Source organism: Nocardioides panacisoli, assembly GCF_039537325.1.
GTDB lineage: Bacteria > Actinomycetota > Actinomycetes > Propionibacteriales > Nocardioidaceae > Nocardioides > Nocardioides panacisoli.
In genome coordinates this window covers 214,323-236,153 of sequence record NZ_BAABAH010000001.1, presented here as the reverse complement: position 1 = coordinate 236,153, position 21,831 = coordinate 214,323, and the positions used below count along the sequence as shown (strand labels likewise).

The 21,831-nt window shown below is 71.0% G+C and carries 25 protein-coding genes; 13 read left to right on the top strand and 12 right to left on the bottom strand.

All coding sequences use genetic code 11. The annotated features are described in order from the left end of the window. Nucleotides 1-11: 11 nt before the first annotated feature. From ABD709_RS01215 to ABD709_RS01205, 3 genes are read right to left on the bottom strand one after another with little or no spacing between them, the layout of a single operon-like run. The gene (locus tag ABD709_RS01215) at nucleotides 12-362 is read right to left on the bottom strand and encodes a hypothetical protein (RefSeq protein WP_344771948.1); all 351 of its coding nucleotides are present in this window, start codon (nucleotides 360-362) and stop codon (nucleotides 12-14) included. Beyond that, complete coding sequence (locus ABD709_RS01210) at nucleotides 359-1,576, bottom strand: fatty acid desaturase family protein (RefSeq protein ID WP_344771947.1); 1,218 nt, start codon at nucleotides 1,574-1,576, stop codon at nucleotides 359-361. Before ABD709_RS01210 ends, ABD709_RS01215 begins: the two co-directional genes overlap by 4 nt. Nucleotides 1,577-1,594: 18 nt before the next feature. After that, a complete protein-coding gene (locus ABD709_RS01205; protein WP_344771946.1) occupies nucleotides 1,595-2,668 on the bottom strand; it encodes a ferredoxin reductase in 1,074 nt (357 codons plus the stop codon). A gap of 100 nt (nucleotides 2,669-2,768) precedes the next feature. Here ABD709_RS01205 and ABD709_RS01200 point away from each other — a divergent pair, with 100 nt between their 5' ends. Next, entirely contained in the window at nucleotides 2,769-3,899 is a 1,131-nt protein-coding gene (locus ABD709_RS01200; protein ID WP_344771945.1) for a glutamate--cysteine ligase, read from the top strand. A gap of 39 nt (nucleotides 3,900-3,938) precedes the next feature. On the opposite strand, the gene ABD709_RS01195 is transcribed toward ABD709_RS01200, so the two are convergent. Together ABD709_RS01195 and ABD709_RS01190 are read right to left on the bottom strand one after the other, a co-directional pair. Further along, nucleotides 3,939-5,075 carry a DNA polymerase IV gene (locus tag ABD709_RS01195; protein ID WP_344771944.1) on the bottom strand — a complete coding sequence of 379 codons (1,137 nt, stop codon included), beginning with the start codon at nucleotides 5,073-5,075 and terminating at the stop codon, nucleotides 3,939-3,941. A gap of 19 nt (nucleotides 5,076-5,094) precedes the next feature. Further along, the gene (locus tag ABD709_RS01190) at nucleotides 5,095-5,475 is read right to left on the bottom strand and encodes a hypothetical protein (RefSeq protein WP_344771943.1); all 381 of its coding nucleotides are present in this window, start codon (nucleotides 5,473-5,475) and stop codon (nucleotides 5,095-5,097) included. 243 nt (nucleotides 5,476-5,718) lie between these two features. Between ABD709_RS01190 and ABD709_RS01185 the strand changes: the two genes are divergently transcribed. Further along, nucleotides 5,719-7,308 carry a WS/DGAT/MGAT family O-acyltransferase gene (locus ABD709_RS01185; protein ID WP_344771942.1) on the top strand — a complete coding sequence of 530 codons (1,590 nt, stop codon included), beginning with the start codon at nucleotides 5,719-5,721 and terminating at the stop codon, nucleotides 7,306-7,308. A gap of 23 nt (nucleotides 7,309-7,331) precedes the next feature. Beyond that, nucleotides 7,332-8,990: a long-chain fatty acid--CoA ligase gene (locus ABD709_RS01180; protein ID WP_344771941.1), complete on the top strand. Its 1,659-nt coding sequence runs from the start codon at nucleotides 7,332-7,334 to the stop codon at nucleotides 8,988-8,990. Nucleotides 8,991-9,026: 36 nt separating this feature from the next. Here the strand turns inward: ABD709_RS01180 and ABD709_RS01175 are convergent, their stop codons facing one another. Then, nucleotides 9,027-10,187 carry a site-specific DNA-methyltransferase gene (locus tag ABD709_RS01175; RefSeq protein WP_344771940.1) on the bottom strand — a complete coding sequence of 387 codons (1,161 nt, stop codon included), beginning with the start codon at nucleotides 10,185-10,187 and terminating at the stop codon, nucleotides 9,027-9,029. Nucleotides 10,188-10,290: 103 nt separating this feature from the next. On the opposite strand from ABD709_RS01175, the gene ABD709_RS01170 reads away from it, so the two are divergent. Continuing rightward, the gene (locus ABD709_RS01170) at nucleotides 10,291-11,574 is read left to right on the top strand and encodes a phosphodiester glycosidase family protein (RefSeq protein WP_344771939.1); all 1,284 of its coding nucleotides are present in this window, start codon (nucleotides 10,291-10,293) and stop codon (nucleotides 11,572-11,574) included. On the opposite strand, the gene ABD709_RS01165 is transcribed toward ABD709_RS01170, so the two are convergent. Beyond that, nucleotides 11,571-12,071 carry a hypothetical protein gene (locus ABD709_RS01165; RefSeq protein WP_344771938.1) on the bottom strand — a complete coding sequence of 167 codons (501 nt, stop codon included), beginning with the start codon at nucleotides 12,069-12,071 and terminating at the stop codon, nucleotides 11,571-11,573. The genes ABD709_RS01170 and ABD709_RS01165 overlap by 4 nt on opposite strands. A gap of 71 nt (nucleotides 12,072-12,142) precedes the next feature. Between ABD709_RS01165 and ABD709_RS01160 the strand changes: the two genes are divergently transcribed. Continuing rightward, nucleotides 12,143-12,736: a mismatch-specific DNA-glycosylase gene (locus ABD709_RS01160; protein ID WP_344771937.1), complete on the top strand. Its 594-nt coding sequence runs from the start codon at nucleotides 12,143-12,145 to the stop codon at nucleotides 12,734-12,736. Here the strand turns inward: ABD709_RS01160 and ABD709_RS01155 are convergent, their stop codons facing one another. Beyond that, the gene (locus ABD709_RS01155) at nucleotides 12,737-13,570 is read right to left on the bottom strand and encodes a hypothetical protein (RefSeq protein WP_344771936.1); all 834 of its coding nucleotides are present in this window, start codon (nucleotides 13,568-13,570) and stop codon (nucleotides 12,737-12,739) included. Between the two features lie 53 nt (nucleotides 13,571-13,623). Further along, nucleotides 13,624-14,025, bottom strand: coding sequence for a MarR family winged helix-turn-helix transcriptional regulator (locus tag ABD709_RS01150; RefSeq protein WP_344771935.1), 402 nt, complete (start codon nucleotides 14,023-14,025; stop codon nucleotides 13,624-13,626). A gap of 87 nt (nucleotides 14,026-14,112) precedes the next feature. On the opposite strand from ABD709_RS01150, the gene ABD709_RS01145 reads away from it, so the two are divergent. The 8 genes from ABD709_RS01145 to ABD709_RS01110 all read left to right on the top strand — a co-directional run bounded on the left by ABD709_RS01145 (nucleotide 14,113) and on the right by ABD709_RS01110 (nucleotide 19,328). Continuing rightward, nucleotides 14,113-15,570, top strand: a complete 1,458-nt coding sequence (locus tag ABD709_RS01145) for an MFS transporter (RefSeq protein ID WP_344771934.1) — start codon at nucleotides 14,113-14,115, stop codon at nucleotides 15,568-15,570. A gap of 111 nt (nucleotides 15,571-15,681) precedes the next feature. Next, a complete protein-coding gene (locus ABD709_RS01140) occupies nucleotides 15,682-16,080 on the top strand; it encodes a hypothetical protein (protein WP_344771933.1) in 399 nt (132 codons plus the stop codon). A 12-nt stretch (nucleotides 16,081-16,092) separates the two neighbouring features. After that, on the top strand, nucleotides 16,093-16,602 hold the full coding sequence (locus ABD709_RS01135; RefSeq protein WP_344771932.1) for a hypothetical protein: 510 nt from the start codon (nucleotides 16,093-16,095) through the stop codon (nucleotides 16,600-16,602). 136 nt (nucleotides 16,603-16,738) lie between these two features. Continuing rightward, on the top strand, nucleotides 16,739-16,888 hold the full coding sequence (locus tag ABD709_RS01130) for a hypothetical protein (RefSeq protein ID WP_344771931.1): 150 nt from the start codon (nucleotides 16,739-16,741) through the stop codon (nucleotides 16,886-16,888). Nucleotides 16,889-17,005: 117 nt separating this feature from the next. After that, a complete protein-coding gene (locus ABD709_RS01125) occupies nucleotides 17,006-17,335 on the top strand; it encodes a WhiB family transcriptional regulator (RefSeq protein WP_344771930.1) in 330 nt (109 codons plus the stop codon). 34 nt (nucleotides 17,336-17,369) lie between these two features. Then, nucleotides 17,370-17,813: an HNH endonuclease gene (locus ABD709_RS01120; RefSeq protein ID WP_344771929.1), complete on the top strand. Its 444-nt coding sequence runs from the start codon at nucleotides 17,370-17,372 to the stop codon at nucleotides 17,811-17,813. Nucleotides 17,814-17,937: 124 nt separating this feature from the next. Continuing rightward, complete coding sequence (locus ABD709_RS01115; RefSeq protein WP_344771928.1) at nucleotides 17,938-18,900, top strand: type IV toxin-antitoxin system AbiEi family antitoxin domain-containing protein; 963 nt, start codon at nucleotides 17,938-17,940, stop codon at nucleotides 18,898-18,900. A 41-nt stretch (nucleotides 18,901-18,941) separates the two neighbouring features. Further along, entirely contained in the window at nucleotides 18,942-19,328 is a 387-nt protein-coding gene (locus tag ABD709_RS01110; protein ID WP_344771927.1) for a (deoxy)nucleoside triphosphate pyrophosphohydrolase, read from the top strand. On the opposite strand, the gene ABD709_RS01105 is transcribed toward ABD709_RS01110, so the two are convergent. Genes ABD709_RS01105 through ABD709_RS01095 form a run of 3 tightly spaced genes read right to left on the bottom strand, consistent with a single transcriptional unit; the run spans nucleotide 19,253 to nucleotide 21,821 of the window. After that, nucleotides 19,253-19,885, bottom strand: a complete 633-nt coding sequence (locus tag ABD709_RS01105) for a DNA-3-methyladenine glycosylase (protein ID WP_344771926.1) — start codon at nucleotides 19,883-19,885, stop codon at nucleotides 19,253-19,255. The genes ABD709_RS01110 and ABD709_RS01105 overlap by 76 nt on opposite strands. Nucleotides 19,886-19,907: 22 nt before the next feature. Then, nucleotides 19,908-21,290 (bottom strand): GntT/GntP/DsdX family permease, encoded by a 1,383-nt coding sequence (locus tag ABD709_RS01100; RefSeq protein WP_344771925.1) that lies wholly within the window; start codon nucleotides 21,288-21,290, stop codon nucleotides 19,908-19,910. A gap of 24 nt (nucleotides 21,291-21,314) precedes the next feature. Next, entirely contained in the window at nucleotides 21,315-21,821 is a 507-nt protein-coding gene (locus tag ABD709_RS01095) for a gluconokinase (RefSeq protein WP_344771924.1), read from the bottom strand. Between the last annotated feature and the right edge of the window lie 10 nt (nucleotides 21,822-21,831).

Sequence of the window (21,831 nt, the reverse complement as noted above, 5' to 3'; positions counted from 1 at the left end):
GTCGCAGACGCCTAGAGGAGGGAGTTCGGCTGGAACGTGGGTCGGCGGTCGACGTCCTCGCGGGTCGGCCGGACGAACTCGAAGCCGGCCGTGTTCACCGCCTGCCACTCCGGGTCGGCGCCGTCGACGCGGAGCAGGTCATCGGCGCAGGTGGCGTGCAGCGGGGGTGCGTGAAACGCGTTGCGGCCGATCTCCGTGGGCGTGCCCACGAAGACGACGGGCCGACCCAGGGACTCAGCGCAGACCCCACAGATCCGGCTGAGCGCGCACTGGGTGACCCGCCGTCCGACCAGGTCGCCGAGACCCCCGCCGGGGGCGGGGTCCCAGGCGAAGGGCGTGTCCAGCCCGGCGGGGAGCCTCATCCACGAGCCTCCGAGTGCGAGCGGGACCACCCTCCGAGCTCGGTACGACGCGACGGGCGCTCCTGGTCGGACTTCCGCCGTCGGTCGTGCGGAGGCGTTGGCGCCTCCGGCTGGTCGCTCTTGGTCATCTTGTTCGGCAGCGACAGCTTCATGATGGTGCGCAGCGCCTGGCCGTACTGCTTGTAGAGCGGACCGGTCGTGTAGGGGATGTCGTACTTGGCGGCCAGCGCCTGGACCCGCTCGGAGATCTCCGGATAGCGGTTGCTCGGCAGGTCCGGGAAGAGGTGGTGCTCGATCTGGTAGCCGAGGCTGCCCGAGATGATGTGCAGCAGCCTGCTCCCCTCGAAGTTCGCCGAGCCGAGGATCTGCCGCAGGTACCACTCGGACCTGGACTCGTCCTCGATCTCCTCCTCGGTGAAGTGCACCGCCCCGTCGGGGAAGTGCCCGCAGAAGATGATCATGTAGGACCACAAGTTCCGCATGATGTTGGCAGTGACGTTGGCGGTCAGCGCCGTCTTCCACTGCTTGCCCGCCAGTGCGGGGTAGACCACGTAGTCCTTGATGACCTGGTTGCGACCCTTGCGGAAGATCTGCTTGAGCTGCCGCTTCATCTCCTTCGGGTCCTTCTCGCCCTTGCGGATCCGCTCGATGTCGAGGTCGTGGAGAGCGACTCCCCACTCGAAGAGCGTCGCGAGCAGGCTGTTGTAGATCGGCTGCCCGAGGTTGTAGGGCGACCACTTCTGCTCGCGGGCCATCCGCAGGATGCCGTAGCCGATGTCGTTGTCGTAGCCGAGCACGTTCGTGAACTGGTGGTGGACGTAGTTGTGCGAGTGCTTCCACTGCTCGGCCGGCTGCGCGGTGTCCCACTCCCAGTTGGAGGAGTGGATCTCCGGGTCGTTCATCCAGTCCCACTGGCCGTGCATCACGTTGTGGCCGATCTCCATGTTCTCGAGGATCTTGCCCATCCCCAGGAGACCTGCGCCCAGTACCCAGGCGGGCTTCCGCGTCTGCTTCATCTGCGTGCCGGCGATCAGCGTGACCCGGCCGGCGGCCATGAGCCCCCGCTGGATCCTGATCATCCGGTTGATGTACGCCGCATCCGACGCGCCGCGTGACTCCTCGATCTCACTGCGGATCTGGTCGAGCTCACGACCGATCTGCTCCACCTCGTCATCGGTGAGGTGTGTGTACTCCCGGACGTCCGAGATCGCCATGTGTGTTCTCCTTCGTCGTCAGATGTCGAGCGTGCACTCGCCGACGGCGGCGGTCACGCAGGTCTGCACGGGTTCGTTGGGACTGTCGTACTCGTCGCCGTTGCGCAGGTCGCGCACCTTGCCTTTGAGCAGGGTCAGCGTGCAGGTGTGGCAGATGCCCATCCGGCAGCCGTAGGGCATGCCGATGCCGGCCTCCTCGCCAGCCTCGAGGACGGTCGTGGCGCCGTCGGCCTCGATGGTCTTGCCCGAGTTCTGGAACGTGATGGTCCCGCCCTCGCCGCCCTCGCCGCCGAGCTCGAGCGAGAACCGCTCCAGGTGCAGGTTGTCCTCGAGCTCGTTGGACTCGAAGTGCTCGGTGATGGCGTCGAGCATCGGACCGGGACCGCACGCGTAGGTCTGTCGCTCGCGCCAGTCGGGGCAGATCTCGTCGAGGGCGGCCATCTCGAGCATGCCGTCGACGTCGGTGGCCAGCCGGTGCAGGGTCAGGCCGTCGTGCTTCTGCTCGAGCTCGTCGAGCTCGTCCCTGAAGATCATCCGATCCTCGGTCGGCGAGGAGTAGTGCATGACCACGTCGGGCATCTGGCCGCGCCGGTCGAGCGTGCGGAGCATCGCCATGACCGGGGTGATCCCGCTCCCGCCGACGAGGAACAGCATCTTGTCCGGCGGCGGGTCCGGCAGCACGAACTCGCCCTCGGGAAGCGCCAGCCGGACGATCGTGCCCGGCGCCAGCCCGTTGACCAGGTGGCTGGACAGCTTGCCCTCCGGCATCGCCCGGACCGTGATGGAGATGGTCCGGCCGCTGCGATGTGGCGGCGAGCTCACGGAGTAGGAGCGCCACTGGAACCGCCCCTCGACCTGGACGCCGATGCCGACGTACTGGCCGGGTTTGTGGTCGTAGCGCCAGCCCCACCCGGGCCGGATGACCAGGGTGGCGGCGTCGTCGGTCTCGGGGATCACTTTCTCGATCCGCCCACGGAGCTCGCGTTCGCTCCACAGCGGATTCAAGAGACGCAGGTAGTCGTCCGGGTGCAGGGGCGTGGTCAGCTTGGAGCCGGCCCGCCTGACCCGTTCCCAGGGAATGGTGCTGGCCATGAACACCAGAGAACAATTGTTCACTGGACAGTTCAAGACGGTTGATCGTCCGGACGATGGGTAGGCCGCCGCTCCGTCCGCGATGTGGAACGCTGGAGCCGTGCGGATCGACTTCCGGGGCTCACCCGAGCCGACGCTCGGCGTCGAGTGGGAGCTGGCGCTCGTCGACCGGCGCACGCGCGACCTCCGCAACGACGCTGCCCACCTCTTCGCGCGGGCGAAGGCGCGGATGCCCGACCCGAACCGGCTGCACAAGGAGCTGCTCAAGAACACCGTCGAGCTGGTGACCCGGGTCTGCCACACGGTGCCGGAGGCGATGGCGGACCTGCGCGAGACGCTCGGGTACGTCGTCCCCGCGTGCGACGAGCTCGACCTCGACCTGTACGGCGCCGGGACCCACCCGTTCGCGAAGTGGGACGGCCAGCAGCTCACCGAGGGCCACCGCTACGAGGAGCTGATCAACCGCACCCAGTGGTGGGGGCGGCAGATGCTGATCTGGGGCGTGCACGTGCACGTCGGCATGCCGGCCGAGGAGCGGGTGATGCCGGTGCTGTCGGCCCTGCTCACCTACTACCCGCACCTGCAGGCGCTCTCGGCGTCCTCGCCGATCTGGGCGGGTGTCGACACCGGGTACGCCTCCAACCGGGCGCTGATGTTCCAGCAGCTGCCGACGGCCGGGCTGCCGTTCCAGTTCCAGGCGTGGGACGAGTTCGAGCGGTTCGTCGAGGACCAGCTGACGACCGGCGTGATCGACGAGCTGTCCGAGATCCGCTGGGACGTGCGGCCGGCCGTCACCCACGGGACCCTGGAGAACCGGGTCTGCGACGGCGTCTCCACGTTCGCCGACCTCGGCAGCCTGGTCGCGCTGATGCACTGCCTCGTCGTGTGGCTCGACGAGCGGTGCGCCGCGGGCGAGACGCTCCCGACGATGCCGCCGTGGCACGTGCAGGAGAACAAGTGGCGGGCCGCGCGGTACGGCGTCGACGCCATCGTGATCCTCGACGCCCAGAGCAACGAGCGCCTCGTGACCGAGGACCTCGCCGAGCTCGTCGAGAAGCTGGCCCCCGTCGCCGACCGGCTCGGGTGCGCCGAGGAGCTGGCCGGCGTGCTGCAGATCCCCGTCCGCGGGGCGTCCTACCAGCGGCAGCGCGCGATCGCCGAGCGCACCGGTGGCGACCTGGTCGCCGTGGTCGACTCCGTCGTGCAGGAATTGAGGGCAGAGCTCCGATAGGTCTCGTGACGGTCGCTTCGCGACCTCCTCGACCACCGGTCAGTAGCCGCCCTCGGGCTCCACCATCTCCAGCCGTACGCCGAGCAGGCGCACCGGGCGGTCCTTCTCCACGCGGTCGAGCAGCGCGACGGCCTCCGCGGCCAGCACGTCGGGGTCGAGGGTCGGCTCGGCGAGCTTGTGGATCCGGGTGAGCGTGATGAACGGGCGGAACCGGATCTTGAGGCCGACCCGGGTCACCGCACGGCCCTCGGCGACGACGTCCTCGGTCACGCGGCGAGCGATCCGGGCCGTCTCGCGCTCGACGTCGGCCCAGTCGGCCAGGTCCTGCTGGAAGGTCTCCTCGCGACCGTGGCCGCGCGGCACCCACGGCGTCGCGTCGACCGGGCTCGGGTCCACGCCCCGGCCGCGGCGGCGCAGCCACGGGCCGGTCGTCGGTCCGATCTGCTCCGCGAGCACCTGCGCATCGGACCGAGCGAGCTCCTCGACGGTGCGGATCCCGAGCAGCTCCAGCCGTGCCGCGGTCCGCGCGCCGATGCCCCACAGGGCGGTCGTCGGACGCGAGCCCATCTCGTCGTACCAGCGCTCCGAGGAGATCCGGTAGACCCCCGTCCCCGTGGTCCCGACGTTCGACTCCGGCGTGCGCTCGGGGGCGGCGGCGCCACTGACCTTCTGCTTCGCGAAGCCCGTGGCGAGCTTGGCCTGCAGCTTGTTGTCCCCGATGCCGACCGCGGAGGTGAGGCTGGTGGCGTCGAGCACCGCCTGCCGGACCCGCTCGGCGAACGTCTCCGGCTCCTCGCCGTCCTCCGCACCCGGCCCCGCGGCGAGGAACGCCTCGTCCCAGCCGAGCACCTCGAGCACGACCGGCACGCCACCCCACTCCAGCGACCGCAGCACCTCCATCACCTCGGCCGACGCCGCGTCGTACGCCTCCTTGTCGACCGGCAGGAACACCGCGTCCGGGCACTTCCGGAGCGCGACCCGCAGCGGCATCCCGGATCCGACACCGGCCGCCCGTGCCTCGTAGGACGCGGTCGCGACGACCCCGCGCTCGGTCGGGTCGCCGCGGCCGCCGACCACCACGGGCCGCCCGGCCAGCTCGGGGCGCCGCCGTACCTCGACCGCCGCGATGAACTGGTCGAGGTCGACGTGCAGGACCAGCGCATCCGGGTCCGTCATGCCCCCGATCGTGTCAGGTTCAGTCGGTCGCCTCCTCCAGCAGCGCCTTGTAGTAGTGGATCGTCTGGTGCATGTCGGCGAGGTCGTAGTACCAGGTGCGGACCTGGGTGCGGCACTTCACGCGGTCGACCTGCTCGTCGTACTCCGTGCACTCGGCCAGCGCCTCGCTGTCGGTCGGCGGGAAGTCGCTGGTGCCGTCGAAGTAGTGGATCCCGAAGCCGTTGGCGGCGTCGCCCGAGACGCGCACGATGGTCTTGCGCGGGGGGTCGTGGATCTTGGCGGCGGGCGACGGGCTGCCGGACGCACCGCCCGGCACGAGGAGCAGGAGGGCGGTGACCACCGCCCCGAGGAGGACGTACGGCGACCGCCGGCCGATGACGTGGAACTGCATGCGGATCAACTCCCGAGTGTTCGACGGCGCCGGTCCTTCCGGCGCGCGCAGCGAACCTAGGAGCGACGCCCGACCCGGCGCCCTGCTCGCCGGGCGGCCTGTGGAGGACGCGCGGTCCGGGGCTGCCTGTGGACGGTTCCTGGTCCATACCGCGATGGGACGGTCCTTGTGGCAGCGGTCACTCCGCGCAAGGATCGCCAGATCACGCGCCCAACCCAACGCGCGCACGAGCCGATCCCGAAAGGGGCACCCGTGGTCTCTGCTCCCAGGCTGCTGCCCGGCAAGCCGATCGATCCGACCTCGGCAGCGTTCCTGCTGGCCGAGACCCGCAACCAGCCGATGCACGTCGGTGGCCTGCAGCTCTTCGAGCTGCCGGAGGACGCCGGACCCAACTACGTGCGCGAGATGTACGAGAAGATGCGCGACGTCGAGGAGATCGCACCGCTGTTCCTCAAGCACCCCTACCGCTCGGTGCGCACCGGTGGTCAGCTGGTGTGGCGCCCGGACGAGCAGTTCGACATCGAGCACCACGTCCGGCACAGCGCGCTCCCCGAGCCCGGCCGGGTCCGCGAGCTCCTCGATCTCTGCGGCCGGCTGCACTCCACGCGGCTGGCGTGGGAGCGACCGCTGTGGGAGGCGCACGTGATCGAGGGCCTGGCCGACGGCCGGGTCGCGCTCTACACGAAGATCCACCACGGCCTGGTCGACGGCATCTCGGCGATGCGACTGCTGCAGAAGGTGCTCAGCACCGACCCCGACCGCCGCAACATGCAGGCGATGTGGTCGGCCGAAGCGGTCCGGTCGCGCAGGTCCCGCAAGGAGGAGGACCACGACAACGATCCCGGCGCCATCGCGGCCGCGGTCAGCGGAGCCACCGCCGCGGTCGTCGGCGCGGCAGCCGCCGCCACCGAGGTCGCCGCCGGCGCGATGAGCGGGGCGGCCGACGTGGTCGTCGACGCGGCGGCCGGCGCGGCCGACGCGGCGCGCGGCCTCAGCATCCCCGATCTCCCCGTGGACGTCATGCGCACGGCACTCGCGATCAGCGCGGACGCGGCGGGCATGCCCGGCGCGCTGGTCCGCACCCTGCGCCGCGGCATCAGGAACGAGACGTCCGCCGTGTCGCTCTACGCCCCCCGCACGATCTTCAACCAGAAGATCACCGGGTCCCGGCGGTTCGCCGCGCAGGACTGGCCGATCGAGCGGATGCGCGCCATCGGCAAGGCCAGCAACACCACCATCAACGACGTCGTGCTCGCGATGTGCAGCGGCGCCATCCGGAAGTACCTCACCGACCTCGACGCCCTCCCGGACACCTCGTTGGTCGCGATGGTGCCCGTCGGCCTCAAGGCCAAGGAGTCGCATGTCGCCTCGGCCGACGGCGGCAACGCCGTGGGTGCGGTGATGGTGAAGATGGCGACCGACCTCGACGACCCGGAGCGGCGGCTCAAGACCATCCACGCCTCGATGAAGGACGGCAAGGACGCGCTGTCCTCGATGACGCCGTCGCAGATCATGGCGATGAGCGCGATCGGCATGGCCCCCGCGATCGTGCCGGGCCTGCTGCGGATGCAGGGCGTCGTCCGGCCGCCGTTCAACCTGATCATCAGCAACGTGCCCGGCCCGCGCTCGACGCACTACTGGAACGGCGCCCGACTCGCCGGCACCTACCCGCTGTCGATCCCGATCAACGGGATGGCGCTCAACATCACCTGCACGTCCTACGACGGCGACATGGGCTTCGGCCTCACCGGCTGCCGCCGGACGGTGCCGCACCTCCAGCGGCTGCTGACCTTCCTCGACGAGGAGCTCGGCGCGCTCGAGAAGGCCGCCGGAGTCAACTGATCGCTCGACCGGAGGGAACCACGATGCTCAGCACGATGCAGGACGGACCGCTCTCGCTCGCGACGCTGCTGCGCTACGCCAGCACGGCGAAGGCCGCCGGCGAGGTCGCCACCTGGACCGGCGACGACGTACGCCGGCTGTCCTACAGCGACCTCGGACGCCAGGCCGGCCGGCTGGCCAACGCCCTGTCGAGCCTCGGGGTCGGGCTGACCGACCGGGTCGCGACGTTCATGTGGAACAACAACGAGCACCTGGTGGCCTACAACGCGATCCCGGCCATGGGATCGGTGCTGCACGCCCTGAACATCCGGCTCTTCCCTGAGCAGCTGGTCTACGTCGCCAACCATGCCGAGGACAAGGTGATCCTCCTCGACGGATCGCTCGTGCCGCTCCTCGCGCCGCTGCTCCCCCAGCTCGAGGCAGTCGAGCACGTCGTCGTCGTGAACGGCGATCCGGCATCGCTCGAGGCACCCGCGGGGGTCGAGGTGCACGGCTACGACGAGCTCCTGGGCGCCCAGTCCGAGGACTACGACTACCCCGTCGTCGACGAGCGGCAGGCCGCGGCGATGTGCTACACCTCCGGCACCACCGGGGAGCCGAAGGGCGTCGTCTACTCCCACCGCTCCACGTTCCTGCACTCGATGCACGTCTGCACCGGCGACGGGATGAGCCTCTCCGCCCGTGACGACGTGCTGACGATCGTGCCGATGTTCCACGCCAACGCGTGGGGCCTCCCCTACGCCGCGCTGATGTGCGGCGCCTCGCTGCTGATGCCGGACCGGTTCCTGCAGCCCGAGCCGATCCTGGCGATGATGGCGGCCGAGAAGCCGTCCTTCGCCGCCGCCGTGCCGACCATCTGGACCGGCGTCCTCGGTCAGCTCGCCACCCACCCGCAGGACATCACGCACCTGCGGCAGGTCATCGTCGGCGGGTCCGCCGTGCCGCCCGCGATGATGCGCGCCTTCGACGACGAGCACGGCGTGACGGTCGTGCATGCCTGGGGCATGACCGAGATGTCCCCGCTCGGCAGCGTCGCGCACCCGCCGCCGGGGGCGACCGGCGACGAGAAGTGGGCCTACCGGATCAGCCAAGGCCAGTTCCCGGTCCAGGTCGAGGCGCGGCTCGTCGACGACGACGGCGCGATCGTGCCGCACGACGGCGAGAGCCTCGGTGAGGTCGAGGTGCGTGGGCCGTGGATCACCGCGTCCTACTACGCGCCTGACGGCGTCGCGGTCGACGAGGCCAAGTTCCACGACGGCTGGCTGCGCACCGGCGACGTCGGCCGGATCACCCCCGACGGCTACCTCACCCTCGTCGACCGCTCCAAGGACGTGATCAAGTCCGGCGGCGAGTGGATCTCCTCGGTCGACATGGAGAACGCCGTCATGGCCCACCCCGACGTCACCGAGGCCGCGGTGATCGGCGTACCCGACCCCAACTGGGACGAGCGCCCGCTCGTCGCCGTGGTGCTCGCCGACGGCGCCTCCGCCGGCGCCGAGGACCTGCGGTCGTCGCTGGAGGCGCACTTCGCCAAGTGGCAGCTGCCCGAGCACTGGGCCTTCGTCAAGGAGGTCCCCAAGACCAGCGTCGGGAAGTTCGACAAGAAGGTGCTGCGCAAGCAGTACGCCGACGGCGAGCTCGAGGTCGTCGAGCTCGGGGCACCCAAGCCGCGGACGGCCTAGGTCTAGGTCTCGATACGCCGCCTCGTTCCTCGGCGGCTACTCGACCACCGATTCGTGGTACCCGCCGCCGACCGTGTCGGCGACCGCCCGCAGCCGGGCGCGGGTGATGTCGGCGACGGTGCGGAAGCCGGCCAGGTCGGCGGCGGAGTCCTTGCGGACCGGGGCGGCGTCGTTGACCGAGAGGCAGGTACGCCGACCGCCGTCCTCGGCGTTGGCGAGCGCGACGGCGTGACCGGTGGTGCCGGAGCCGGCGAAGAAGTCCAGGACCCGCGCGTCATCGGGCATCGTGCCGAGGATCCGCCGGACCAGTCCGGTCGGCTTGGGTGACTCGAACACCTTCCCGACCAGGACCTTGAGCTCGGCGACGGCCGTGTCGGTGGAGCCGACCTCCTCGGCCAGCCAGATCGTGCGCAGCTTCTTGCGGCGGGCAGTGCCGTCGTGGTGCACGTCGAGCCAGTCCCGCTGGAAGACGTCGACGCGCTCGCCGATCGCGCCGGCGACCCGCCGGCACACCAGGTCGTCCGGTCGCGCCTCGATCCGCGGCCGGGACCAGCGCCAGACGGCTGGCGCCCCGTCGCCGAAGACCGGCTTGATCTCCACGGCGCCGGGGAACGGGTCGACCCGGACCTCCCCCGACCCGGGGTCGCCCCAGATCGCGAAGTGCAGCGTCGGCGCGGTGACCGGGTTGAACTTCTTGTTGGTGTTGCGCAGCGGCAGCCGGCGGTAGCGCCGCCCGTCTTCGGCCACCAGCGGGAAGTCCGCCGGGTCGACCGTGGTCGGCGAGGACGCGTCGAGCACGCAGCGAGTCGCGTCCTTCGCATAGGCCAGCACGTACTCGTGCGAGGTCGCGAACCCCTTCCCCAGCTGCCGGCCCTTGGGGTTGAGGTTCACGACGACCTGGGCCAGCAGGTTGGCCTCGCCGTACACCTCGTCCATCAGCAGCCGCAGGTGCGCCACCTCGTGGTCGTCGATGCTGACGAAGATCGCGCCGGTGTCGGCGAGCACCCGGCGCCCCTCCGCGAGCCGGGGCCGCATCATCTCCACCCAGGCCGCGTGCCGACCCCACGAGTCGCGGTAGGCGAACCCGTTGCCGGTGTTGTAGGGCGGGTCGACGTAGATCAGGTCGAACGACGCGTCCGGGAGGCCGGCCAGCACTGCGAGGTTGTCGCCCTCGCAGAACGTGTTGGTCACCGCCACCCACCCATCATGTCCGAGCGGGCTCGGCCGGACTGGCAGCCAATGCCTGCCACGCCGCACGAAACCCCCGATCACGGGGCCTCCTTTGCTTAACCTCGAATCCATGCGTTCCTTCCCCACGCTGCTGCTGTGCCTTGCCCTGTCCGCGACGTTCGGGCTGGTCGGCGCGTCGCAGACGTCGTACGCCGACCCGGGCAACCCGCCGCAGCCCAACGGCCCGGCCGGGCGGCCGGCGGCGTACCCGAAGGATCCCCGCCACTGCCAGACCTCCGACTGCGAGCGCGGCGGGATCGCACCGAGGGTGCCGCACTACCTCCGCGCCACGACGAGCTCCCACCGCAAGTGGTGGTACGACGCCGCGCCCGGCTGCCGGGTCGCGAAGTGGATCCAGGACGGCCCGCGCGGCCGGGTGCGCTACTTCGTGGTGCGGACCTGGTGGCGGCACAAGGGCATCACCATGGACTACGCGCACGCGCCGAAGGTGAAGCAGGACGAGCCGCTGAGCGACATCCTGAAGCAGACGCCGGGCGTCGTCGCGGGCATCAACGGCGACTTCTTCGACATCGGCGACAGCGGCGCGCCGCTCGGGCTCGGCCGCGCACGCGGCGTCGGCCTCATGCACGGCATCGACTTCGGGTGGAACAACGCGTTCTGGATCGACCGCAAGGACAAGCCGCACATCGACCTGCTCCACCCGGAGGCCTGGATCGCCGGCCACCCCGACATCAAGGTCAGCAACCTCAACTCACCGCAGGTGAAGCCCAACGGCATCGGGATCTACACGCCCCGCTTCGGCTCCGCGATCGGCAGCCGGTGGGTCGACGGCTACACCCGCTATGCGCGCGTGGTGCACATCCGGGAGGGCAGGGTCATGACCAACACGACGAGCTTCCCGACCGGCACCTTCAAGGGCACCTACCTCGTCGCGCGCGGACCGGAGCAGCGCCGCCAGCTGCGCTCGCTGAAGGTCGGGAGCAAGCTGCAGGTGGGCTGGCGGCTGCCGGAGGGGCCGGCGTTCGCGATCACCGGCCAGTCGATCCTGCTCAAGGACGGCAAGATCCTCGCGACCGACGACAGCGAGCTGCACCCGCGGACGATGGTCGGCATCGACCGCGACGCCGGTCAGATCATCTGGGTCGTCGTGGACGGGCGCCGCGAGTCGACGACCGGGTTCACGATGGTCCAGGAGGCCCGGCTGATGAAGCAGCTCGGCGCCGAGGACGCGCTCAACCTCGACGGTGGCGGGTCCTCGACGCTGGTCACCCGCCAGGACGGCCGGCTGCAGGTGCAGAACACCCCGTCCGACGGCCAGGAGCGGTGGATCCCCAACGGCCTGCAGGTGATCTACAAGAAGCCGAAGGCCGCCGGGCGGCACCACCACCGCTAGCCGGGCAGCGCCACCACCGCGACGCTCATGTTGGCGACGAAGCACTCGGGCTTGGGGCTCGCGACCTTCGCCGCGACGACCTGCCAGTCCCCGGGCCCGCCGGTGATCAACGCGTCGGGGACGTCGCAGCCGATGGCGATGATCGCGGCGTAGGGGCGCAGCCCGTCGGCGAGCTTCGCCCGGTCCGCGACCGCCTGCACCTGGTCGGCCAGCGTCCCGGGGCCGAGCGACTTCGCGAACACCTGGAAGCCGGTGGTCGTGCTGATGTCGACCGGTGTCGGGTCGACCTCACCCGAGCCGGACGCCGGCGCCGCCACGACGTCCAGCACCCTCGGCTGGGCGCCCGACGACGTCGTGGTGCCGCTCGAGGGGGCGGCCGAGGAGGTGGCCGGGTCGCTCGCGTGGCTGTCGTCGCCACCGCCGCACGCCGAGGCCAGCCCGCAGGCGAGCAGCGCCGCGACCAGGGCCGCCCGCGCAGGTCCGAGAGGTGTCCGCATGACAGGTGGGACGCTACCCGCACCGGCCCGGTTCCCACCCCGCCCCGGTCGACGTCCAGCAGAATGCCGACGTGACCCCGCGCCGCCGTACCTTCACCCGGGCGGAGCTCGAGTCGTTCCGGGACGCGGTCGTTCCCGACCTGCTGCCGACCCGGCCCGAGCACGACCTCCGGCTGCTGTTCGTCGGGATCAACCCGGGGCTCTGGACCGCGGCGACGCAGACCCACTTCGCCCATCCGGGCAACCGCTTCTACCCCGCCCTCCACCGGGCGGGCGTCCTCACCGAGCCGGTCGACCCGGCCGGCGGGATGACGGAGGACGACCGGGACCGGCTGCGCGAGCGCGGTATCGGCATCACCAACGTCGTCCACCGGGCGACGGCGAAGGCCTCGGAGCTGACCGACGAGGAGCTGCGGGCCGGCGGTGAGCAGCTGGCCGCGCTCGTCGCGCGCACGCGGCCGCGGGTCGTCGCGATCGCGGGCATCACGGCCTACCGCGCGGCGTACGGCCTTCCCAAGGCGGTGCAGGGCCGCCAGCCCGAGCCGCTTGCCGGCGCCGAGCTCTGGGTGGTGCCCAACCCGAGCGGGCTCAACGCGCACGAGACGATCGACTCCCTGGCGCGGGCGTACGCCGAGGTCGGCCGCGCGGCCGGCATCATCGGGTGATCACGAGGTGTAGTGCGAGAGCTCGTTGCCGTCGGCGTCGTAGGTCACGTAGGCGCTCTCGGTGAAGTCGTTGCTGACGTAGGCCTGGTAGAAGGTCTTGTCGCCCTTCGTCTCCGAGGGGTCGACCACCACGTAGCAGTCCCCGGGACTGTCGAGCAGCTTCGACACCCGGTCGCAGAACCCGCCGATGAGCCCTCCGTCGACCTGGGAGAGGTCGAAGGTCTTCTCGTCCGGCGCGGTCCCGTCGCTCCAGTCGCCGTCGAGGGAGCCGCTGAAGTAGTAGCCCTGGTAGCGGGACCCGCTTCCGCCCGGGACGGCGACCTCGGCCACCGCGTAGTCCGGGTAGAGCACCAGGTTGTACATCTTCGTGCCCGCGCCGGCGTCCTCGAGGGAGCTGCTGAGGTCGTCGATGCCGGCCTGGGAATGCATGTCCGGCTTGTCGAGCGGGTTGTGGATCCCGATCCCACCTCCGCCGCTGGCCGCCCAGATCGCCACGCCGACGCCGACCGTGGCACCGGCGATGCCCAGGATCACGCCGACGAGGCTCCACCGCGAGCCGATCCGGCCGGACGCACCGCCGAGGGTGACGAACGTCGTGCCGCCGATCGTCGGGCCTCCGCCCGCGCTCCCGTAGGGCACGAACGGCTGCGGGGTCTGCTCCGGGACCCACGTCGACGGCGGCGGGTCCGCCGAGGGCGGAGTCATGGGCGTCACCGGCGGCGGCGTCGAGGAGGGGTCCGGGGTGTCGGGCAGCAGCACGCTGCCCGGCGAGTCGCCGGGTGCGTCGTACTCGTCCCAGCGCTGGGGCGGCGGGTCCGCGTCGTCCGGAGGCATGACGGCAACCTAGGACAGATCACCGGCCCGTAGGGACCAATTGTGCAGACCGCTCAGTCGGCCGCGACGTCCCACGTGCGACCGAGGATCTCGCGGTGGGTGGGCCGCGCCCGCTCTGCCACCTCGCGACCCTTGTCGGTCAGGCAGACGAAGATCGCCCGCCGGTCGTTGTCGCACATCGCGCGCCTCACCAGGCCGTCGTCCTCGAGCCGGGCGACGGCACGGGACAGCGCGCTCTGGCTGAGGTAGATGTCCGCTGCGAGGTCGGACATCCGGTTCTCGCCCTTGGCGGCGTCGACGAGCCGGTCGAGCACCTCGAACTCGCTCAGCCCGATGCCGTGCTCCGCGTTGAGCGACTTCTCCAGCGCGCAGCTGACCTTGGCGTGCCGCTCCAGCAGCTCGCGCCACTCGCCGACGAGCTCGGCTCGAGAGGCGCTGCGGGCAGAGGTCGGCATGCGTCCGAGGGTAGCCGAGATGTTACGAACATGCAAACACATTATTTGCTCTTGCATTCAATGCACACGCATGGAATGGTGATGCTCATGTCTTCCACGCTCCCCATCTCCGGCACCGGCTGGACCGCCCGGGTCTGGGCCCTCCTCATCACCCTCTGCATCGTGCTGTTCCTCGACGGGCTCGACGTCTCGATGATCGGCGTGGCCCTGCCGTCCATCGGCAGCGAGCTGCACATGTCCACCTCCTCGCTGCAGTGGCTGGTGAGCGGCTACGTGCTCGGGTACGGCGGCCTGCTGCTGCTCGGCGGACGCACCGCCGACCTGATGGGCCGCCGCCGGGTGTTCCTGCTGGCGCTCACGGTCTTCGCGGTCGCCTCCCTCGCCGGCGGGTTCGTCACGAGCGGCCCACTGCTGATCCTGACCCGCTTCGTCAAGGGCCTCGCCGCCGCCTTCACGGCGCCGACCGGCCTGTCGATCATCACCACCAATTTCGCCGAGGGCCCCGCGCGCAACAAGGCGCTCTCCATCTACACGGTGTTCGGCGCCGGCGGCTACTCCTTCGGCCTGGTCTTCGGCGGCCTGCTGACCGGCGTCGGCTGGCGCTGGACGATCCTGCTGCCCGTGCCGATCGCCCTCGCGGCGCTCGCGGCGGCGTACGTCCTGCTGCCCAAGGACCGGCCGGCCACCGAGGGCGGCCACGACCTGCTCGGCGCGGTCTTCTCCACCTCCGGGATGCTGCTGCTCGTCTACACCGTCGTGTCGGCGCCGACCGCGGGGTGGGACTCGGTCCGCACCCTCGGCTCGTTCGCTGCGGTCGTCGCGCTCTTCACGACGTTCGTCGTCACGGAGAGCCGGGTGCGGCACCCGCTGGTGCGGCTCGGGATCCTGCGCACGTCGACGCTGATCCGCTCCTGCCTGGCGATCGTGGCGATGGGCGGCTCCTACTTCAGCTGGCAGTTCATCGTCACCCTGTTCCTCCAGGACACGATCGGCTGGTCGCCGCTGCACCTCGCGCTCGCGCTGCTGCCGGTCGGGCTGATGGTCACGCTGTCCGCGCTGTTCTCCGACCGGCTGGTCGACCGGTTCGGCACCGGCCGGATCATCGCGACGACGCTGACGGTGATGGCGATCGGCTACTTCATGTTCCTGCGGATCGACACCTCGGCGTCCTACGTCGGCGCGATCCTCCCGGCCGTGCTGCTCATCGCCGTCGGCTGGATCGGGTTCCCGGCGGTCAACATCCAGGCCACGAACGGCATCCGCAACGAGGAGCAGGGTCTCGCCGCCGGCGTCCTGCAGACCTCGATGCAGGTCGGGCCCGCCGTGCTGCTGGCGATCACCTCCGCGATGATCGCCTCCGGGATGCCCGCCGACCCGACGCGGGCGACGATGCTCGACGCCTACCGACCCGGCCTGGTGTTCGCGGCGGTCATCGCCTCGGTGGGCGCGCTGGTCGCCCTGCTCACCGTCGTGCCGTGGCGGCTGCGCGGCGCCCCGGAGGTCGCCGACGAGCTCGAGCCGCTGCCCGCCGAGCTCGCCGCCTGACCCGCCGCCGGTCTAGTCCGGGCATGGTCCTTGCCCCCTGACGCGCCTACCGTCAGGGGGCAAGGCCGCCGCCCGGCGACCGGTTCGGTTCTGCCCCGGGAGGGGACCCCCATGGGACTGTTCAACAAGGCGAAGCAGGCGGCGGAGCAGGCCGCGCAGCAGATGCAGCAGACCGGTCAGCCGCCGCAGCAGCAGGGCGGCGACGGCTACGTGCACGTGCAGGGCGCGGGCCCGATCGACCCGGCCGTGTTCGGCGGCCCCTCGACCGCGTCGGTGGCCAACGACGACCCGATCTGGGAGCCGATCAACGGCATCTCGCTGCAGGACTACGCCGACCTCGCCAAGGAGTGCCAGGCCCGCGGCGTCAACGACGAGGCCGGCATGATCACGGTCGCCCAGGAGAAGGGCTGGACCGCCGAGGACACCAAGGCCGCCCTCGACGGCTGGGTGGCGCGGATGGGTCAGTCGCAGGCCGTCGGGCAGCAGTTCCGACGCTTCCTGGGCTACTGAGCGGAGCGCACCATGGGCATGTTCGGTGACTGGAAGCGGATGAACGACGCCAACAACCAGTACCTGGCGTCGCAGGGCAAGCGCACCGGCATGTTCGGCCAGATGGCCGACATCCCGCGCAACATGAACGAGGCCGCCAACAACATGGAGATCGGCATGTTGATGATGCGGCACTCGCAGCTCGTCAACGGTGGCGGTGTGCACGGGATCGTCACGATCGACGGCGTCTGGCACATCGCGACGTACGCCGGGATGTCGGAGGTCTACCGCATCCAGGGCCGGGTCGAGCGCGAGGACGGCACCGAGCCCTACATCGCCGTGTTCGACGACTGCATCGCGCAGATGAGCATGGCTCGGGTCGTGCCGGGCGGTCAGCTCGCCGTTGCCATCGATCACCAGAACCCCACCGACATGGGGATCGACTGGATCAGGACCAGCCGGCTGCCCCTCCCCGAGGGAGCCGCGCCGCCCCCGGGTTCGCCCGGCGCGCGCCCCGCCGAGCCCGGCGCCCGGCCCGAGTAACGGTGGTTGAGGTGCGAGGCGCCCCAGCGCCGAGCCTCGAAACTCGTTAGGCCCGCGGCCCTCCGCGGATCTACCCTGCTGCAGCCGGTCGTCACGACCGGCTGACAGTAGCGCCACGTCGAGAAGGGAGCCGGAGATGGAACACCGCCACCTCCAGCAGTACGCGAACCGCACCGCGGTCCGCGTGATGCCGGCTGCCCTCGACTGCCCCATCGGCCTCGGCTCCAGCGCCCGCAGGGGCGTGGAGCGGTGGCTGCCGTGCCCATCGGAGCTGCCCATGGACTAGGTGCTCAGGCACCGGTTCCACCGGGCCGCTCCAGGTAGCCAGCAACGGCGCCAGGGGCGGCCTTCCGCATTTTTCGACCAACCCACCCGACCCACCCGACACCAGGAGGTGAAGGAGATGTCCATTTCGATCACCAAGACCAAGCCGGCCCACGAGGACCGGTTCGAGACCAAGGGCGTGACCATCGCCTTCACGGCTCCCACGCCCCTCACCCCCGGACTGGCCTGGCGCTGCGCCGACCACCCGGACCCGGAGTTCTTCCACCCGGTGGACGACGCGGGTCTGGCTGCGGCGCAGGCGTTCTGCGCCGACTGCCCCGTCCGGGCGCTGTGCCTCGACCTCGGCCACGCCCGGGACGAGTACGGCGTCTGGGGTGGCGTGCTGCTCGAGGGTGGCAAGCCGCTGGCCGCGGTGAAGAAGCCCGGCCGGCCCAAGAAGGTCGCCTGAACCCGCGACGAGACCAGAGAGGAGGCGTTCAGCGGTGACCCAAGTGATCCTGCTGAACGCCTCCTACGAGGCGCTCGGCACGGTGACGTTCCAGCACGCGGTGCGGATGCTGTTCCGGCAGGTCGCGACCGTGGAGGAGGCGCACGGCGAGCGGATGATCGGTCCGCACCCGTGGCCGAAGGTGATCCGGCTGGTGCGGTACGTCGCTGCGAAGTGGATGTACCGCCCGGCCGGCTACACGCGGCGTGGCGTGCTCGTCCGCGACCGGCACACGTGCGCCTACTGCGGCGGGCGCGCCACGACCGTCGACCACGTCCTCCCCGCCTCGCGAGGCGGTGGCTGGACCTGGGAGAACACGGTCGCGGCCTGCGGTCGGTGCAACGCCCACAAGGCCGACCGGACGCCGGTCGAGGCCCGGATGCGGCTGCGGTTCGCGCCGTACGTCCCCACCCGGGCGCAGCTCGCGCAGCTGCAGTGAGATGCGCGGTGGATCCGAGCAACCTGGCGACCCGGATCCACCGCGTAGTGCATTTCGGGCGGCCGTCCACAGGTCGGGGGACGCACGGTTGCCACTCGCCGGCGCGCGGTCCACGGTCCTGCGCATGGAGGAGCTGATCCGTCGACAAGCCGGTGTGTTCAACCGGCGCCAGGCGCTCGAGGCCGGGCTGAACGTCAACGACCTGCGACGGATGCGACGCCGGAACGAGATCGCCCGCGTCCACGACGGCGTGTACGTCGACCACACCGGCCCGCTGACCTGGTTGCAGCGCGCCTGGGCTGCTGTCCTGTTCTCCGAGCCGGCGGCGCTCTGCGGCGAGGCGGCACGCCGGGCGGCCGACGGTCCCGGGCGCGCCGGCTACGACGACGGAAAGCCGATCGACGTCATGGTCGACCGGCACCGGAACGTCGTCGAGCCACCCGGGGTGCGGCTCCACCGCGCGGCTGACATACAGAGGCGGGTGCTGTGGACCGCCTCGCCGCCGCGCGAGCGAATCGAGCACGCCGTCGTCAGGCTCGCCGCAGACGCACCCCGCGAGGTCGACGCCGTCGCCTACCTCGCCGACGCCGTCCAGGGGCGACAGACAACGGCGGCTCGTCTCGCCGCGGCGATCGACGGGCGCGAGCGGCTCGCCCGTCGCCGCTTCCTCATCTCGGTCGTCGACGACATCCGGTTGGGCACGTGCTCGACTCTCGAGCACGGCTACCTCACCCTGGTCGAGCGGCCGCACGGGCTCCCTCTTGCCGAGCGACAGTTCCGCGAGTCGCTCAAGGGCCAGCTCTACCGGGACGCGGCCTACCTCGGCGGCCTCGTCGTGGTCGAGCTCGACGGGCGACCGTTCCACGCGAAGGTGCGCCAGCGGGACCGGGACATGGAGCGCGACCTCGACGTGTTCGCAGCCGCCCGGGCGACCGCGCGCCTCGGGTGGGGCCAGGTCTTCGACCGTCCATGCTCCACCGCGGTCAAGATCGGCCGCGGGCTCAACGAGCGCGGCTGGGCGGGGGCGGTCCACCCGTGTCCGCGCTGCCCCTCGGACGTTGTGCGGTTGATCCGGGGCACCTGGTGACTCGGATCAACCGCACAACTGCGTTCGGCGATGATCTCCTTATGACGCAGACCGTCGTGGGGGCGATCCTCGTCGATGAGGGGCGGGTGTGTGCGGCGCGGCGGACCTACCCGCCGGAGCTCGCCGGACTCTGGGAGTTCCCCGGCGGCAAGGTGCACGAGGGCGAGACCCCTGCTGCCGCGCTGCGTCGCGAGCTGCGCGAGGAGCTCGCCGTCGAGGCGACCATCGGCGAGCAGCTGGGCACCTGGCCGATCGACGATCGCTACGAGCTCCGCCTGTTCCTCGCGACGATCACCTCCGGCGAGCCGACCCCGGACACCGACCACGACGAGGTCCGCTGGCTGGAGGCCGATCAGCTCGAGACGGTCGACTGGCTGCCGTCCGACCGGGCTGCGCTCGCCACCGTCGCCCGCGGACTCCGGCGGTAGGCCGAGACCGACGGCTCGCCCTTGAGCCAGAACCGCCAGGGGACGTCGGCCGCCTTGGACACACCGACCCGCGGGCCGGCGACGATCGGGCCGGCGTCCTCGACGGCGGGGCCCAGCCGCACCGGGCTGGCGTCCTCCAGCACCGGCGTGCCGAGGTCCGTCAGCGTGATGCCGAGCGCCTGGGCCAGGTTGCCGGGACCGCGCCCGAGCCGGTGGTCGGGGCCGCGCGGGACCGCACCGCGCCGCGCGCGGGCGAGCTCGATGCCGTCGACCACCTCACCGGCGCGCAGCAGCACGGCGGCGCCGTGCTCGGTCGGCCCGGTGACGATGTTGGCGCAGAGGTGGATGCCGTAGGAGCGGTAGACGTAGAGGCGGTACGCCGGCCCGTACATGATCTCCGAGCGGGGCGTGCGGGTGAACGCGTGCGACGCGGGGTCGTGGCGGCCGCCGTACGCCTCCACCTCGGTGATGCGTACGGCGACCCCGTGGCCCCACAGGGTGCGGCCCAGGAGCGAGCGCGCCTCGTCGACGACCGCGTCGACCGGCACCTCCGACATGGGCCCCACCCTAGGAGTGGTCTCAGATGAAGACGTTGGCCACCATCACGAACGCGAGCCCGGACACCGACAGCAGCGTCTCCATCGCCGACCAGGTGCGGAGCGTCTGCCCGACGGTCATGCCGAAGTACTCCTTGACCAGCCAGAAGCCCGCGTCGTTGACGTGCGAGAAGAAGACCGAGCCGGAGCCGATGGCGAGCACCATCAGTGAGATCTCGCCGTTGGAGAGCGACGACGTCAGCGGGACGAGCAGGCCGGACGCGGTCACCGTGGCGACCGTGGCGGAGCCGGTCGCGAGCCGGATCAGCACCGCCACCACCCACGCGAGCAGCAGCACCGAGATGTTCCGGTCGGAGACCCACTCGGCGACCAGGGTGCCGACGCCGGTGTCGACCAGCTCCTGCTTGAAGCCGCCGCCGGCGGAGACGATCAGCAGGATGCCCGCGATCGCGGGCAGCGAGGACTCCAGCGACTTGGAGACCGCCTCACGGCCCATGCCGGCTCCGCGGCCGAGGGTGAACATCCCGACCACGACAGCGATCAGCAGCGCGATGAGCGGCGTGCCGAAGACGTCGAACACCTTCTGCACCGGGTCCTCGACGTCGTCGATGACGATGTCCGCGATCGCCTTGCCCATCATCAGCACGACCGGCAGCAGGACCGAGGCCAGGGTGATCCCGAACGAGGGCCGCTGCTCCTCGGCGTTCTCACGAGCCTCGAACCGGTCCGGGACCGGTACGTCGATGCCGCGGAGCACCTTCGCGAACAGCGGCCCCGCGATGATCACGGTCGGGATCGCGATCGCGACGCCGAGGGCGAGGGTGATGCCGAGGTCGGCGTGCAGCAGGCCGATCGCGGTGATCGGCCCCGGGTGCGGCGGCACCAGTCCGTGCATCGCGGACAGGCCGGCGAGCGCGGGGATGCCGATCGCGACCAGCGACTGGCCGGAGCGGCGGGCCACCAGGTAGATCACCGGGATCAGCAGCACGAGCCCGATCTCGAAGAACATCGGCAGGCCGATCACCGCGCCGACCAGGGCCATCGCCCACGGCAGTGTCCGCGGCGAGGCGGCGCCCACGATGGTGTCGACGAGCTCGTCCGCGCCGCCGGAGTCGGCGAGCAGCTTGCCGAACATGGCTCCGAGCGCGATCAGGATGCCGACGCTCGCGGCGGTCGTGCCGAACCCTGTCGAGTAGCTCGCGATCACCGTCGCCATGTCGACGCCGGCGACCAGGCCGACGGTCAGCGCGCCGATCGTCAGCGCGAGGAACGGGTGCACCTTGGCGGCGATGATCAGGGTGACGATGACCGCGATGCCGATCAGGGCGGCTGCGATCAGCCGTCCGTCGGACGCGACCGGCTGGACCAGATCGGTCGCGGCGTCGAGGGCGATGAGGTGGGGCATGGCTTCCTTCCTGGGGTACGGCGATCAGCGACCGGCGACGTAGGCCGCGGCCTCGTCGACCATCGCGTCCACCGACTGGTCGACGTCGACCTCGACGCCGTGCTCCTCGGGCGCGAGCGGCTCGAGGATCGCGAACTGGGAGTCGAGCAGGGACGCGGGCATGAAGTGCCCGGGCCGGCTGGCCTGCCGCCGGGCGATCACCTCGCGGGAGCCGGCGAGGTGGATGAACTCCGTCCGCGGCGCGTGCCGGTGGAGCACCGAGCGGTAGGACCGCTTCAGCGCCGAGCAGCTCATCACGCCGCCCCGCCCGTCGTGGTCGGCGAGCCAGGTGCCGATCGCCTCGAGCCACGGCCCGCGGTCGGTGTCGTCGAGCGCGTGCCCGGCGGTCATCTTCGCGATGTTGGCGGCCGGGTGGAGGTCGTCGGCGTCCGCGAACGGCACGCCGAGGCGCTGTGCGAGCGCCGCGCCGACGGTCGACTTCCCCGAGCCGGAGACGCCCATCACGACGACGAGCGGTGCGGATCGGTTCATCGAGGTCTCC

Bases quoted from the DNA above. Each gene is read 5' to 3' on its own strand.
- ABD709_RS01215 (WP_344771948.1), bottom strand. From the start codon at position 362: ATGAGGCTCCCCGCCGGGCTGGACACGCCCTTCGCCTGGGACCCCGCC.
- ABD709_RS01210 (WP_344771947.1), bottom strand. From the start codon at position 1,576: ATGGCGATCTCGGACGTCCGGGAGTACACACACCTCACCGATGACGAG.
- ABD709_RS01205 (WP_344771946.1), bottom strand. From the start codon at position 2,668: ATGGCCAGCACCATTCCCTGGGAACGGGTCAGGCGGGCCGGCTCCAAG.
- ABD709_RS01195 (WP_344771944.1), bottom strand. From the start codon at position 5,075: ATGACGGACCCGGATGCGCTGGTCCTGCACGTCGACCTCGACCAGTTC.
- ABD709_RS01180 (WP_344771941.1), top strand. From the start codon at position 7,332: ATGCTCAGCACGATGCAGGACGGACCGCTCTCGCTCGCGACGCTGCTG.
- ABD709_RS01170 (WP_344771939.1), top strand. From the start codon at position 10,291: ATGCGTTCCTTCCCCACGCTGCTGCTGTGCCTTGCCCTGTCCGCGACG.
- ABD709_RS01165 (WP_344771938.1), bottom strand. From the start codon at position 12,071: ATGCGGACACCTCTCGGACCTGCGCGGGCGGCCCTGGTCGCGGCGCTG.
- ABD709_RS01155 (WP_344771936.1), bottom strand. From the start codon at position 13,570: ATGCCTCCGGACGACGCGGACCCGCCGCCCCAGCGCTGGGACGAGTAC.
- ABD709_RS01150 (WP_344771935.1), bottom strand. From the start codon at position 14,025: ATGCCGACCTCTGCCCGCAGCGCCTCTCGAGCCGAGCTCGTCGGCGAG.
- ABD709_RS01145 (WP_344771934.1), top strand. From the start codon at position 14,113: ATGTCTTCCACGCTCCCCATCTCCGGCACCGGCTGGACCGCCCGGGTC.
- ABD709_RS01140 (WP_344771933.1), top strand. From the start codon at position 15,682: ATGGGACTGTTCAACAAGGCGAAGCAGGCGGCGGAGCAGGCCGCGCAG.
- ABD709_RS01135 (WP_344771932.1), top strand. From the start codon at position 16,093: ATGGGCATGTTCGGTGACTGGAAGCGGATGAACGACGCCAACAACCAG.
- ABD709_RS01130 (WP_344771931.1), top strand. From the start codon at position 16,739: ATGGAACACCGCCACCTCCAGCAGTACGCGAACCGCACCGCGGTCCGC.
- ABD709_RS01125 (WP_344771930.1), top strand. From the start codon at position 17,006: ATGTCCATTTCGATCACCAAGACCAAGCCGGCCCACGAGGACCGGTTC.
- ABD709_RS01115 (WP_344771928.1), top strand. From the start codon at position 17,938: ATGGAGGAGCTGATCCGTCGACAAGCCGGTGTGTTCAACCGGCGCCAG.
- ABD709_RS01110 (WP_344771927.1), top strand. From the start codon at position 18,942: ATGACGCAGACCGTCGTGGGGGCGATCCTCGTCGATGAGGGGCGGGTG.
- ABD709_RS01105 (WP_344771926.1), bottom strand. From the start codon at position 19,885: ATGTCGGAGGTGCCGGTCGACGCGGTCGTCGACGAGGCGCGCTCGCTC.
- ABD709_RS01100 (WP_344771925.1), bottom strand. From the start codon at position 21,290: ATGCCCCACCTCATCGCCCTCGACGCCGCGACCGATCTGGTCCAGCCG.
- ABD709_RS01095 (WP_344771924.1), bottom strand. From the start codon at position 21,821: ATGAACCGATCCGCACCGCTCGTCGTCGTGATGGGCGTCTCCGGCTCG.